The 14,374-nt window shown below is 35.0% G+C and carries 11 protein-coding genes; 4 read left to right on the forward strand and 7 right to left on the reverse strand.

The features are described 5' to 3' along the window. Positions 1-248: 248 nt before the first annotated feature. The 5 genes from abc-f to RT228_RS14390 form a co-directional block, all read right to left on the reverse strand. Positions 249-2,108 carry a ribosomal protection-like ABC-F family protein gene (abc-f, locus tag RT228_RS14370; RefSeq protein WP_006261836.1) on the reverse strand — a complete coding sequence of 620 codons (1,860 nt, stop codon included), beginning with the start codon at positions 2,106-2,108 and terminating at the stop codon, positions 249-251. 36 nt (positions 2,109-2,144) lie between these two features. Further along, entirely contained in the window at positions 2,145-3,266 is a 1,122-nt protein-coding gene (locus RT228_RS14375; RefSeq protein WP_225600788.1) for a metallophosphoesterase, read from the reverse strand. A gap of 3 nt (positions 3,267-3,269) precedes the next feature. Further along, complete coding sequence (locus RT228_RS14380; protein ID WP_313138723.1) at positions 3,270-6,227, reverse strand: histidine kinase; 2,958 nt, start codon at positions 6,225-6,227, stop codon at positions 3,270-3,272. Continuing rightward, on the reverse strand, positions 6,224-6,949 hold the full coding sequence (locus RT228_RS14385; protein ID WP_006265922.1) for a LytR/AlgR family response regulator transcription factor: 726 nt from the start codon (positions 6,947-6,949) through the stop codon (positions 6,224-6,226). The genes RT228_RS14380 and RT228_RS14385 overlap by 4 nt, the downstream gene beginning before the upstream one ends. Positions 6,950-7,746: 797 nt before the next feature. Beyond that, complete coding sequence (locus tag RT228_RS14390) at positions 7,747-9,345, reverse strand: ABC transporter substrate-binding protein (protein WP_313138724.1); 1,599 nt, start codon at positions 9,343-9,345, stop codon at positions 7,747-7,749. Positions 9,346-9,434: 89 nt separating this feature from the next. Here RT228_RS14390 and mtaB point away from each other — a divergent pair, with 89 nt between their 5' ends. Beyond that, entirely contained in the window at positions 9,435-10,751 is a 1,317-nt protein-coding gene (gene mtaB / locus RT228_RS14395) for a tRNA (N(6)-L-threonylcarbamoyladenosine(37)-C(2))-methylthiotransferase MtaB (protein ID WP_006258735.1), read from the forward strand. A 160-nt stretch (positions 10,752-10,911) separates the two neighbouring features. On the opposite strand, the gene RT228_RS14400 is transcribed toward mtaB, so the two are convergent. Beyond that, positions 10,912-11,193: a GNAT family N-acetyltransferase gene (locus RT228_RS14400; protein WP_006258736.1), complete on the reverse strand. Its 282-nt coding sequence runs from the start codon at positions 11,191-11,193 to the stop codon at positions 10,912-10,914. Positions 11,194-11,534: 341 nt separating this feature from the next. Between RT228_RS14400 and RT228_RS14405 the strand changes: the two genes are divergently transcribed. From RT228_RS14405 to RT228_RS14415, 3 genes are all read left to right on the forward strand, one after another. Next, positions 11,535-12,212 (forward strand): alpha/beta hydrolase, encoded by a 678-nt coding sequence (locus RT228_RS14405; RefSeq protein ID WP_225600790.1) that lies wholly within the window; start codon positions 11,535-11,537, stop codon positions 12,210-12,212. Next, complete coding sequence (locus RT228_RS14410; protein WP_006264364.1) at positions 12,196-13,095, forward strand: lytic transglycosylase domain-containing protein; 900 nt, start codon at positions 12,196-12,198, stop codon at positions 13,093-13,095. Before RT228_RS14405 ends, RT228_RS14410 begins: the two co-directional genes overlap by 17 nt. A gap of 117 nt (positions 13,096-13,212) precedes the next feature. After that, positions 13,213-13,416, forward strand: a complete 204-nt coding sequence (locus tag RT228_RS14415; RefSeq protein ID WP_006261845.1) for a hypothetical protein — start codon at positions 13,213-13,215, stop codon at positions 13,414-13,416. On the opposite strand, the gene RT228_RS14420 is transcribed toward RT228_RS14415, so the two are convergent. Next, positions 13,417-14,199, reverse strand: coding sequence for an alpha/beta fold hydrolase (locus tag RT228_RS14420; RefSeq protein ID WP_286394424.1), 783 nt, complete (start codon positions 14,197-14,199; stop codon positions 13,417-13,419). Positions 14,200-14,374 lie beyond the last annotated feature (175 nt).

Genomic DNA, 14,374 nt, shown 5'->3' on the forward strand with positions numbered 1-14,374 from the left:
TACTTCATTTTTCACATTCTCCTATTTTTTTAATATCACTTTTCAATCTTTAACACTAATCAATAACACAACTGCCTAAAAAACAACAAATTACAAAATAAATAATTAACTTTTAAAATCTTGTCTGTTTCATAAATAAATCCTAAATTAAAGGAGCTCACATCACTAAAATAGGCTATTAAACGAAAAAAAAGGTACAATATTGCTCAATATTGTACCTTTCTTATTTTTCTTAATTATGGTGTTTTTTATTCTTCCATTTTAGAAGAAAGTTCAAACCATTTCTCTTCTCTATCCTCTAATTCTGCTAACACTTTCTGTAGTTCATTCGCTTTAGATTCGATCTCATCATCTCCTACTTTTCCATCAGAAAATAATTTCTCTATTTCTACTTTCTTTTGCTCCAGATTAGCAATCTCTCTTTCTATTTTTTGAAACTCTTTTTGCTCCTGAAATGTCAATCCTTTTTTAACTTGACTTTCTTTCCAGTTTACCTTCTCTTTTACTGACTCTTCTTTTACTGGTTCTATACTATCTTCATACGTTCTAAAGTCAGAATAGTTACCAGGGAAATCTTCTATTTCTCCCTCTCCTCTAAATACAAATAAGTGATCCACGATCTTATCCATAAAGTATCTATCGTGAGAAACTACCACTAAACAACCTGGATAGTCTAATAAGAAGCTTTCTAAGACATTTAAAGTCACGATATCCAAATCATTCGTAGGCTCATCCAGAATCAAGAAATTAGGGTTCTGAATCAATACTGTACATAAATAAAGACGTTTTAGCTCCCCTCCACTTAATTTCTCTACGAAGTCATGTTGTTTCTTTCTATCAAATAAAAAACGCTCTAGAAGCTGTCCTGCCGATATAGATCTACCTTTCGCCAATGGAATATACTCACCGAACTCTTTAATCACATCGATTACCTTCTGTTCTGGTTTTATATTAATCCCTCCTTGTGTATAGTATCCTATTTTTATAGTTTCTCCTACCACTACTTTACCAGCATCTGGTAGTATACCTTGAGTAAGGATATTTAAGAAAGTAGACTTTCCACTACCATTCTTTCCGATAATACCAATACGCTCACCTTTATTGAAATTATAACTAAAGTCATTTAAGATGACCTTATCCTTAAACTTCTTATGTAATTTATGAAGCTCCACGATCTTACTACCGATACGCTCCATATTGATTTCTAACTCTACTTGGTGTTCACGTCTTCTACTATGTGCTTTTTCTTTAATCACATAGAAGTCATCAATACGAGACTTAGACTTAGTCGTACGTGCCTTAGGCTGTCTTCTCATCCAAGACAACTCTTTTACAAACAAGTTCTGCGCCTTGTCTATACTTGCATTCTCTATCGCTAGACGTTCCTCTTTTTTCTCTAGATAATAAGAGTAGTTTCCTTTATACTGATAAATCTTACCATTATCTAGTTCAATAATTTCATTACAAACCCTTTCTAAAAAGAAACGGTCGTGCGTCACCATAAACAACGTAATATTTTCCTTAGCGAAGTAATTCTCTAACCATTCGATCATCTCTAGATCTAAGTGGTTGGTAGGCTCATCTAGAATTAACAAGTCTGGTCTATTAATTAAGATAATAGCCAATGCTAACCTTTTGCGTTGTCCACCAGATAGCGTTTTTACTTTTACCTTTAGATCCTCTAACTTCAGCTTAAACAAGATCTGTTTATACTGCGTCTCAAAATCCCAAGCATTATGAGCATCCATCTTCTCGAATGCCTTCTGATAAGCATCTGCATCTTCCGGATTCTCTAATGCCTTCTCGTATTCTTCTATGATTTTTAAAGTATCATTGTCTGAGGCAAAAATACTTTCTTCTATTGTCAATTCATCCTGAAGTACAGGCTCCTGAGGCAAAAAGGCCATACGGATTCCCTTGCGCATAACTACTTGTCCTGCATCCGGAAAATCTTCTCCTGTTAGGATTTTTAAAATGGTTGTTTTACCTGTTCCATTCTTTGCTACGAAAGCAATTTTCTGATCTTTATTAATTCCAAATGATACATCCTCGAACAATGTTCTCGCACCAAATGATTTCGCTATATTCTCAACCGATAAATAATTCACAATCTAATATTTTTTACAAAAATAGCCTTTATTTTATTATATTCCTTGTACTCTGATTACGACGTATTCTGACACAGTACCTATTCTATATCTACCTCCCCATATTCCTACACCAGAACTGACATAGATATGTGTATCCTCTTTCTTTAGATACCCATGCGAATTCTCAAATAACCGATCTGTTATCCAAGACACAGGCCACATTTGCCCTCTATGCGTATGTCCAGAACACTGTAGATCCACTCTATTGTTTACAGCATTATCTAAGGCGTAAGGTTGATGATCTAAGAGAATATTCAGTTTATCACCATCCACATTCTCCATCAGTTCTCCTAACTCTTTACGGTGTCTGTTCGTCTTATCATCTCTCCCTATCAGATTCACATTTATATCTTCTAGTACCTTCACCTGATCTCGTAATATATTTATACCTGCTGACTTTAAGAACGTAATGCTTCCTTCTACCCCTGCCAGATATTCGTGATTACCTAGACAGGCATATGTACCATACTCACTCTTAAACTGCTTTAATACCTCATCTAACTTATAATATTGTAATGGTATCAAACTTACATCTATCACATCTCCAGCAATAAGTACAGCATCAGCATGCTCAGCATTGACAGTATCTACCCATTTATTTAATTCTTTGTGTTCTATAGCATATCCAAGATGCAAATCTGTCAACAAGACAAAACGAAGCTCTTTAGGCAACTTTTTATTCACCTTTATCACCACTTCTTTTCTCTTCTTTTTAAGGTAAGTAATATGTCCTATCAACGCGATTACTAATGTCAACAGTATCAATAGGGAACCACGTGCAGAAGAATAATGATCATAAATAAACAAGGTAGACTGCTGTGTAAAGTGATTAATTAATGCTCCTATATCAAAAAGTAAACACAGCATAAAAGCGTATATACTCAACATAAGCCACCCCGTACCTATTCTATAGAAATACGATGCTAAGTATACAGGCATTCTCTTCCCTACACTATAAAATATAAGTATACTTAACGACATCGTCAATGCTATAGCACCGAACAACACTTTAACACTATAATCACTATCTCTAACTAATGCACTATAATTAAAAAACACATACACATTAGACAGCATATACATAATGAATATGCCTAAAAAAAGAAATCTCTTCATTGATTACTTTAAAACATTTTTTAATACTATTCTCACTACTGTTCCTTCGCTATCATGCTTGATGATTAAGTCATCATCTAGATACGATTGGATTAGCGAGATTCTCTCTTTCACGATCGCCATACCTTTAGACTCATGTTTCTTATTATTCACAGTAGTATTTCCTACTCCATTGTCCTTTATTTCTATAGCTAAATACTCTTCTTCTGTTTTATAAATACGAATCACAATACGAGGACTCTTTATATGCTGAGGAAAAGCATGTACTAAACTATTCTCTACGAAAGGCTGTAGTAATAAAGGAGGAACTAATATACCTCTTAGATCTACTCCCTTTGCATCTATCTCGAAACTCACCCTTCCGTCTAATCGCATATTTTCAATCTCGACGTATGTGCTCAGGTACTCGCATTCCTCATTTAAGGTAATGCGTTCTCTGGTAGACATATCTAATGTTGTCCTAATCAATTGAGCAAAACGCTCTAAATAAAAGAGTGCATCATCTACCTCTTCTTTTATAATATAGTACTGAATAGAACTCAATACATTAAAGATAAAGTGAGAGTTCATTTGACTACGTACAGACTGTAGTTTTACCTCTGCTAATCTCTTTTGATATTCTAGCCTTTTACGTTCTGCTATTTGAACTTTTCTCAACTGTTTAAACCTAAATAAATAGAATAAAGAAGAAACAGTTAATAGTAGAATAGCACATAATATAATAAACCAAGCCTTTGCATAAAAAGGCTTATCTACCTCTACTAATAAGAGTGGGTATATCAATTCATTACCACTGTCATAGTCATACACCTTAATATCGATAGGATATAGTCCTGACTCTAGATAATGTAAATCTAGTCTATTCTCTTTTACACTGATCCAATTCTCGCCTAACTTTAAGCGATACTGAAACTCTAATTTGCCTGGAAACTTCGTTCCTAATACTTCGAAGCCTATCTGAATATTATTCTCTCTGCTATCTAATTCTAACTTTCGTATATGATGATAGACCTCACCATTTTTTTCTAATTCATGTCCATTGACTGTAATCTCTGAAATATTGACCTCATACTGAACATTTCTTCTTTTAAAATAAGTGATATCTAACGTATACACCCCATCTACTGTCCCTATGAATAGCAAATTATCCTTTAACTCATAAGATAGGACCTCTTCATTGCCAAAGCCTTGTTCCTTATTAAATTGAAACTTGTGATTATCATCTATAACAGTTAGCCCTTTACTCGTTCCTATTAAGATCTTTTGTCCTATACACTTGAGCAAGGTTATATTGGCTCCTACAATATCTTTATTTGAGATAAAATCCTTCACCATATACTTTCCGCTCTGCGTCTCTAGTATATAAATGTCATTAAAGTCCGTAGCTACGTAAAGCGTATTATTAGCTCCTCTCTCTATCTTCTTTAATCTATTCTCAGGAAACAGATTGCGCTTAGACAAGGACATAAAGTTCTTTCCATCGAAAGTATACAATCCATCTAGAGCTCCTGCCAAAAACATCTTGTCTCCTACATACTCTATATCTACGATATCTCTTGGTATATCCTCACTATCTACCCTAAAGTGGTACTGATAGTCCATCTTATTCAAATCCTGATACACCCTTACTCCTCCAAAAGGATTAGTCTCAATAAATCGGTTTTGATAAAAGCCAAACTGGTAGGTATGAATAGAATGATAGGATAAAATATCCCCATTATACCCTATCTGAAACACACCTATATTACTACTAACCCAAATCGCACCATTATACTCTACTGCTGAGTAGAATATAATCTTATCTGCAGGCACCGTATAATCTATCTCAAAAAAGTGATTATTCTTCGTAGTTATAGCTAAATGTTCTTGATAATGCTGTTCTTGATAATGCTTAAATGCTGATAGAGGTATAGTCCCTACTTCCTCATCTTTATTCTGTATCAACACTCCTTTTTGAGTAAAGAAGAACACTCTGTCTTTCAACTTTTTTATAACAGATACTCCTCCGTGTGAGCTATCATAACTCAGAGGAGAGAATAAATCGATCTGAAATACCCCTTGAGATTTAGTCCCTATATATAAGAAGTCATTCTTTTCATCATATCCCACAGAATAGAAGTCCGTAGAAGCTACTCCTAAGTACTCTGTGATATTATCTAATGAGACTCCATCCCATCTATACAGTCGCCCATTATTATCATCTACTCCACCACTGACGATATACAGCTGATTATTTGCTTTCTTTATATCCTTGACTGGTGGAATATCATACTTGGCTATCACTTTTTTAGTAGACAAGTCTTTGACTACCAAGCCATCCTGACCTCCGATAAACACCTTATCGTCAAAACCAATAGCAGCAAATATTCTTCCTTCTTTTTCTACTAGAACTAACTCATTATTTATGAGCTTAAATATTCCATCATTAATCGTAGCTACATATACCTCTCCTCGATACTCAAAGAAATCACTTACCTCAAATGGGTGATGCTTATTCGTAACAAAACTAGGAGTAATAACTGAGAAGTCTTTTTTAGAGATCAGAGACACCCCATCAGAGGTAGCTACATAGATATAATCACCATTATGATATAATCGCCTTATTCTATTAGAGATAAGTCCCTGCTGTACACTGATGATACGCACCTCACCTTTACCTCTATATAAGATACCTTGTCCATAACTCCCTACCCAGATACCCTGCTTATCATCCTCTATGATATCTGTTATATTAGTATATCGGTATCGAGCAGCATCCTCATTCGATTTTACTATACCTTGTATTTTTTGTGCTAGACCAGATCGAGACCCTATCCATACTATCCCTTTAGAATCCACACATAGCGCACGTACATCATTAGCCATCAGACCATTCTCTATGGTATACTGCTTCGTGATAATCCCCTGCCCGAATCCTATAAAATAATAGAATACAAAAAATACGGTTAGTAAATATCTCATATATTAAGGCTATTAAGCTCCTTCATCATAGCAGAAGCCACCGTAATCACATTATCCACCTCTTCATGATTCACTACCATCTGTTCTTTAAAACAAATCACATTCGTATCCTTATCGATATAATCGATATGATCTACATTCACTAAATAAGAGCGATTCACTCGTTTAAAGTTTTTGTGCTTTATTTTATCTTCCACATTCTTTAATGTCTTAGACACTAAATATTTCTGATCTTTTAAATAAATCTCACAGTAGTTATCCGCAGCCTTACAGTACACGATGTCCTCTACTCGTACGATATAGCGCTTCTGATTATTCTTTATGATCTTATAAAAGTAGTGATATCCCTCTAGTTCTTTATATTTATCGAATACGTTCTGTACATCTTGTATCCCTATCGGCTTCAGTAGATACTTCAGACAGTCATACTTATTAATAGCCTCTATAGCATACTGGTCATACGCTGTAGTAAACACCACCTCAAAAGTACTTTGATCAACATAATTAAATAACTCAAATCCATCCTCTTCTGGCATGTGAATATCTAAGAATACTATATCTGGCAAAATAGCATTAACTTCTTTTGCAGCTTCTTGCACAGAATGGGCAGTATGTACGACTATTCGTTCGTGGTATACTACTTTTTTCTCTATAATCGTTTTGAGTACTTCAGCTACTTTAGGTTCATCATCTACAACTAAAACAACTAGTTCATTCATCATGTTCGTAAGGTATTTATTTTATAATAATGGTGGTATACGCAAAAATAAACAATACATCCATATCCTCACTACATCTACTGATATAAATAGGCAATAATATTCATCCTACTGGTACTTACAGCTGATGACTCACTTATGTTTTACTTGATGAAATACAATCAAAACACGACACTATTCTAATGCATTTCTGATTTATGTGATACATTCAAAACTACAACACTGATTCTCAATTCCTACAAACCTGTAAGATGTATTCAAAATTAATTAGTTTACTTTTTTATTTTTCAGCTAGTATATAGACTTATAAAGACTAAAAAAGTCACTTCTATCTCTCTTTTTTTATCCTTCTCCCCCAAAAAACCTCCTAAACAGAGTAATTAATAAAAAAACAATCTCATTTTTTTTACACCCTAAAAACAATCAAAACACTATATATCAATAAATTAAACACAAAACACCTAATTATACACTTCCTCTTAAAATGCCCACAACCCCTATAAACATTAACGATATCTGCAAATCCCTCGACAATACATGGACAATACCTCGAGAATGGTGGAGCTAGAAGCTTGTTTGTCGAACAATGCTTCTTTTGTATTCCACCTATTCTCCTCTAACAAGCTCATCTGAATAACAGAAAAAAAAGGAGAAGTTTCTCTAAATGATCTCATACTATCTATTCATAAATAAGCACAAAACTGATACACTTCTAAAAACAAAAAAGTCAGTCCACACAAGATCGTGTGAACTGACTTTTTGTATTCTTATCCCACAGTAGGTACTGCGGCGGGACTATATTATTCTTTGTAAACTCTCTTTAAGAATAAATTGTTCATAGGGTTAATCCCTAGTCCTTTTACATTCTGATGAGAGAACCTCGCTGCTCTGTCGTAAAACAAGATGATAGCGGGTACCTCATCTGCTATAATCTGATCCATCTGTTGATAGATACTATTTCGCTTCTCTTCTGACACTTCTTTAAAAGCTTGTTCATAGAGCTGATCAAACTTTTGATTAGTGAAGCGAGTATAGTTAGGCCCATTAGGAGCCTTGTTCTTTGAATAAAATAACGAAAGGTAATTCTCTGCATCAGGATAGTCTGCTATCCAACTTCCTCTGAAGAATGACACCTTACCTGATGCCATACCCTGACGTAGAGAAGCAGGCGGTGTCACATCTACTATTACTTCTATCCCTAGTTTTTTCCACTCGCGTTGTAGGTATTCTGCGATATCGAGATAGTTAGCATTCGTAGACAAGGTGATCTCTACCTTACTCTCTTTACTCGTCTTCTTATAATCATCCACTAGTGCTTTAGCCTCTTCTGGATTATAGAGTTTATCAGTACTAAAGTGCCCTCCGAGACCCTGTGGTATAATTCCTCCTACTGCTCCATCTCCCATACCACTACGCAGATACAACAACATCTTGTTTCGGTCAAACCCCATATTTAGGGCTTTGCGTATTCTTACATCTTGTATAGCACCTGGTGCCTCTAAGTTAAAGCCTAGGTACTCTGTATTTAGATAAGGGCCTGTCACCATCTGCACCTTCTCCTTATACTTCAGATTTAACTCTCCATTCTCTGTGATAATATCATCCTTATAAGATGGATCTAAGCCGGATATAAAATCTAGATTACCTTGCAAAAACTGTAAAAAACCACTTTGCTTATCAGGTAAAAATGTAATAGATACAGCCTCAAGATAAGGTAACTGATTGCCTTTCTCATCTTTTTCAAAATAATTTGGATTTTTGCGAAGGACTAACTTAATGTTCTCTTCCCAAAATTTAAAATAGAAAGGCCCTGTACCAATGGGATGAGAACGAAAGTCTATCGTCTTATCCTCTACTATCTCTCTCGGCACTACAGAAGCGTACCTCATCGACAGCAATCCTAAAAAGGCAGGAAAGGCTTCTTTTAATTCGATGCGAAAGACGGTATCATTAATTGCCTTAAAATTCTTTACCTTCTGGAATATCCACGCTCCTGGCGAAACCACATTCGCATCTAATACCCTGTTAAAGCTGTATTCGAAATCACTAGCTACTACTACACGAGTACTATCTGCCCCAAAGTGGCTATGCTTGTGAAAATAGACATCCCTTCTCAGTATAAAGTCATACTGCTTACCATCTTCACTGATCGTCCATGACTTGGCGATATCTGCTTGTATATGCAGACTATCGTCTAACTGTACTAATCCGTTAAAGAGTTGATTACACGGCCAGATGATAGCCATATTTCTTGCGAAAGCAGGGTCTAGTGTCTGAATATTAGCATTCTCGTTATATCTAAAAACTAAATTTTTATCCTGATTAGCTGTTTTTTTCTGACAAGAAAACGTCAGTGCACAGACACAAAATATTGAAACGTAATGAATTATTGATTTCATCAAACCGATTTTTGTACGTAAATTTGCAAACCTTTTCAATATTGAAAAAGTAAATATAATTCAAAGTTACTACTTAGTAAGTAATCATTATGGAAAATAGAAAAAAAGTAGCTTTTTATACATTAGGTTGTAAGCTTAACTTCTCAGAAACTTCCACTATCGCTAGAAATTTTGCAGAGGAAGGATTCGATAGAGTAGATTTCGAAGAAGTGGCTGATATATATGTTATCAATACATGTTCTGTAACAGAAAATGCAGATAAACAATTTAAGCAAATAGTAAAAAAGGCTCAGAAGAAAAACGATAAAGCTTTCGTAGCTGCAGTAGGATGCTATGCTCAATTAAAACCAGAAGAACTAGCGTCTGTAGATGGTGTAGACTTAGTATTAGGAGCGACAGAGAAGTTTAAAATAACAGATTATATCAATGACTTGTCTAAAAATGAAATGGGACAAGTGCATTCATGCGAAATTTCAGAGGCTGACTTCTACGTAGGGAGTTATTCTATAGGTGACAGAACACGTGCTTTCCTTAAAGTACAAGATGGATGTGATTATAAATGTACATACTGTACCATCCCATTAGCTCGTGGTATCTCACGTAGTGATACTATGGATAACGTATTGAAAAATGCAGCTGAGATCTCTGCTCAGAATATAAAAGAGATCGTACTGACAGGAGTGAATATCGGTGACTATGGTAAAGGAGAGTTTGGGAATAAGAAACACGAACACACTTTCTTAGAATTAGTACAGGAATTAGATAAAGTAGAGGGTATCGAGAGACTTCGTATCTCTTCTATCGAGCCTAACTTATTAAAGAATGAGACAATAGACTTCGTATCGAAGAGTAGAACATTCGTTCCTCACTTCCACATTCCTTTACAGTCTGGATGTAACGACATTCTTAAAAAAATGAAACGTCGTTACCTACGCGAATTATATGTAGAGAGAGTAGAGAAGATCAGAGAAGTGATGCCAGACTGCTGTATCGGTGTGGATGTGATCGTAGGGTTCCCTGGGGAGTCTGACGAGAAATTCTTAGAGACGTATAATTTCTTAAGTGATTTAGACATTTCATACCTACACGTATTTACATACTCAGAGCGCGATAATACAGAGGCTGTAGATATGGATGAAGTGGTACCTATGAATGTACGTAATAAGAGAAGTAAAATGCTAAGAGGACTTTCCGTAAAGAAACGTCGTGCGTTCTATGAGTCTCAAATCGGCAAAGAGAAAACAGTTCTGTTCGAAGGTGAGAATAAAGAAGGTTATATCCACGGATTCACAGAAAACTATGTGAAGGTAAAAACACCATGGGATCCAGCGTTAGTAAATACATTACACGCAGTGAAGTTAACGAAGATAGATGAGGATGGTATCGTAAGGTTAGAGTTTATCTAACACAAGTTTATACACGACATCAATAGACCGTCACAGATTAGAAATCTGATACAATATAGAAATATAAAAAAGCCTGTTTAGAAGATTCTAAACAGGCTTTTTTATATAATTACATTCTAGTCCTTATTATTTTAAAAGGCTATAACGTGTATAATATTACTTAGATACGGATACCAGGAGGTAACATCTCTTTATACGTAGGGTTCTTTCTAAAGAAAGAAACAATCTTAGGATGTGTAGGTACTACTCTTAACCTTTTCTCTCTTAACATCTCCAAAATACCTTTTAAAAAGTCAGATGCTTGTGTTGGTAAAGCTTCTTCTAATCCAGTAAGTTTTGTAAGAAAAATCTTTCTTTCTTGTAGTGAATACTCTACACTAAGCAACCCTTGCTCAGTCTCATACTCGAACTGACGTAGTAACTCATTGTCTTTAATTTCCATTATATCTCCAAGTTTTATGATTACAAAACAAATTATAATAACTGCAGTGCTTCCTAAACTAATTAGGAGGGTAAGTGTATACTCCTACTCTCTAACGACCAACTAATACACTATAGCATACAACAGTACCTCAGGTATGCTAAATGATTATCTCTAATCACTAATATACCTCATGATGTGTATGCGATAAATCTGCTCTTATTGGATTATTTGTCGTTAAAACTGTAGTAAAAAATAAAATATCTAGTATTTCTTTTTTTAAGTTACTATAATCTCTATATTTAGCAAAGTTCGGGATTTTTTTCCACATAACCTTATAAAAACGATTTAAAATATTTATAATGAGCAAAATACCTATTTATTTCTTCCCAGGTATGTCCTCTACTTCTTTGATTTTTGAACATCTTAGTTTGAATCAAGAAAAGTTTGAAATTGTCTTTTTAGAATGGTTACCTATAAATAAATCTGAATCACTAGAACAATACGTAAAGCATTATCTCCCCCTAATCACACATGATAATCCTATCTTAATAGGCGTTTCTTTTGGAGGAATTATAGCTCAAGAAATAAGTAAATTAATTTCTGTAAGAAAGACAATTATTATTTCGAGTGTACGTTCTAATAAAGAGTTCCCTAAACGCTATCGTATTGCTAAAAAAACAGGACTCTATAAATGGTTGCCTACATCTTTAATCCCTACCCTTTGGAGCCTTATCAAAAAAACAGCTTCAGAGAAAAAGAAGAAAAGATTAGCACTATATGATCGCTATCTCCCGATAAGAGATAAGGAATATGTAGACTGGTGTATCAGAGAAGTACTGCATTGGAAACAAGACAAACAATTAGCTAACGTAGTACACATACACGGGACTAACGATGAGATATTCCCTTACAAGAATATACAATCTGCCATCGAGGTAAAAGGAGGTACTCATGCGATGATTATCATCAAACACAAATGGTTTAATGAAAATTTAGAAACGATTATACTTAAGAAAAATAATGAAAAAGACACTTAGAACTGTATTTGTAACCGCTGCTATTATAGCAGTAGCTTCTTCGTTTATGTTTGCTACTACTATATCTAGCACTACGGAGGATCATAATGAAGCAGCCTTACACGCTCATCCTCTACCGCTATCTGCTAACTTCGCTGGAGAAAAAGCCCCTTTAGACAAGATAGATGTAAAAGAAAGATTTGACCGAGAGATGATCATCAATACGAATCTTCACGGTAGTACCATAACAACGATAAAAAGAGCGCATAGATTCTTCCCTATCATCGAACCAATCTTAAAAAAGAATGGTATTCCTGATGACTTTAAGTACTTATGTGTGATAGAGAGCGGACTAGCTAATGCGGTATCTCCTGCTGGAGCTAGTGGATTCTGGCAGTTCATGAAAGGAACATCTAAGGACTTTAACTTATACATAGATGAATACGTAGACGAACGATACGACTTAATCAAAGTAACAGAAGCTGCGTGTAGATACTTCCAAAGTGCCAAAAACCGTTTCGGTAGCTGGACAATGGCTGCTGCGTCTTATAATAGAGGAATGGCTGGTATGTCACGCGCTATGGAAAGTCAATATGTAGAGGACTACTATGACCTATTCTTAAACCAAGAGACTTCTAGATACGTATTCAGAATATTAGCCTTAAAAGAGATTATGTCTAACCCTGTAAAATACGGTTTTGACGTTCCTGAATCTGAAAAATATCCAATAGTACCTACTAAAAAAGTGAGTGTATCTTATGATATAGATGACTTAGCTTTATTCGCAAAAGAACAAGGTATCAACTACAAATTACTAAAACTATACAACCCATGGTTAGTAAACACTAGTTTAAAAGTAAAAGGCAAAGTATATGAAATAGAGATTCCAACTAAAGGAATCTAATCTAGATATAAAGCCAAAACAAAGAGCGCTTATTTAATGTATTAAATAAGCGCTCTTTGTTTTTTTAATGCTTCTGAATTCTGTGTACCTTTGTCTCCTAATAACATCTGTAGAATCATGGATAAACAACAATATATCAACAACGCATTCGAAATTATTCTTTCTAAGAATCTAAGTACACCTTTTCACCTAGACCCTGGAAGTACCGTACCTGATCTAAACAAATACTTAGAAAGCTTAAAGAGCGCTTATTTGAGTAGTGTTGACCCTAGACTAGAGAAACTATTCTATGACAAAATAGAAGCGCTAAAAGCACTGTAATTAAATGTTCTTTTGAAAGAACGGTACTATAACCTTTAGTGCCTGCTCTTTTATCTCTTTATGCGGAGTATGCCCTACATTAGGAAAAATAACCTTCTCTGCAATTCCTTGAGCCTTCGCTATTGTTTTCTCTACTTGGTCTAGACTACCGTACTCATCTTGATCTCCTTGTATAAATAACAATGGAGACACTATTCCTTTCATCTCCTCTTCTACTGTCCAATCTTGGTATTCTGGAGATAACCAAGTATCTACCCATGCTCGGACTACATCATCTACCTTAGTTCCGTGATATTTCACTAAGCGCTCAGCTAAATCTGTAGTCTCATAAGCTGTCTTAGCAGCTTGCACTCCTTCTAAAGTTACTTTCTCTACAAAGATATGTGCTGCCTCAGCTACTAACGCTAAAGTGTGATCTGGATACATTGCTGCAAATAATAGAGCGATAGACGCACCATCACTATGCCCAAATAAAGCGACACGTTCTAACTCTAATTCTTCCAATAAGTCTTTTAAGAATACTGCTTCTTGCTTTAGATAGTCTTTTCCTCTCTTCGTAGTATCCATCTTATCTGATAGTCCGTACCCTACTCTGTCATATACTACTACATCACACTGCAACCGTTCTGCTAACAATTCTGGCCAATCTCTCCACAGGGTAACACAGCCTAATGAATCATGTAATAATACTAGCGTGTACTTACTCTCTCCTTGATAAAAAAAGTGTTTATAAAAAATATTCTTTTGATTGACTAAGACACAATCTTGAATAGCTGTAATCATTTACGGTAAGTTTTATTGTCGTTAGTCTCAAAAATAAAAAGGATATCTGGGGTGTGCAAATAAGATTCTGTAGGATATTCTTATTCTATCAGACCTAGATTATAGGATAGATTTGGTCTGATTTAGGATCAACGTTAAAAGTTGGGGAGGAAAGTGTAAAATAATATCTTTGTGC

It is taken from the genome of Myroides sp. (assembly GCF_032073645.1).
In the GTDB taxonomy this organism is placed as follows: Bacteria; Bacteroidota; Bacteroidia; order Flavobacteriales; family Flavobacteriaceae; genus Flavobacterium; species Flavobacterium odoratimimum.

Bases quoted from the DNA above. Each gene is read 5' to 3' on its own strand.
- RT228_RS14375 (WP_225600788.1), bottom strand. From the start codon at position 3,266: ATGAAGAGATTTCTTTTTTTAGGCATATTCATTATGTATATGCTGTCT.
- RT228_RS14380 (WP_313138723.1), bottom strand. From the start codon at position 6,227: ATGAGATATTTACTAACCGTATTTTTTGTATTCTATTATTTTATAGGA.
- RT228_RS14385 (WP_006265922.1), bottom strand. From the start codon at position 6,949: ATGATGAATGAACTAGTTGTTTTAGTTGTAGATGATGAACCTAAAGTA.
- RT228_RS14390 (WP_313138724.1), bottom strand. From the start codon at position 9,345: ATGAAATCAATAATTCATTACGTTTCAATATTTTGTGTCTGTGCACTG.
- mtaB (WP_006258735.1), top strand. From the start codon at position 9,435: ATGGAAAATAGAAAAAAAGTAGCTTTTTATACATTAGGTTGTAAGCTT.
- RT228_RS14400 (WP_006258736.1), bottom strand. From the start codon at position 11,193: ATGGAAATTAAAGACAATGAGTTACTACGTCAGTTCGAGTATGAGACT.
- RT228_RS14405 (WP_225600790.1), top strand. From the start codon at position 11,535: ATGAGCAAAATACCTATTTATTTCTTCCCAGGTATGTCCTCTACTTCT.
- RT228_RS14410 (WP_006264364.1), top strand. From the start codon at position 12,196: ATGAAAAAGACACTTAGAACTGTATTTGTAACCGCTGCTATTATAGCA.
- RT228_RS14415 (WP_006261845.1), top strand. From the start codon at position 13,213: ATGGATAAACAACAATATATCAACAACGCATTCGAAATTATTCTTTCT.
- RT228_RS14420 (WP_286394424.1), bottom strand. From the start codon at position 14,199: ATGATTACAGCTATTCAAGATTGTGTCTTAGTCAATCAAAAGAATATT.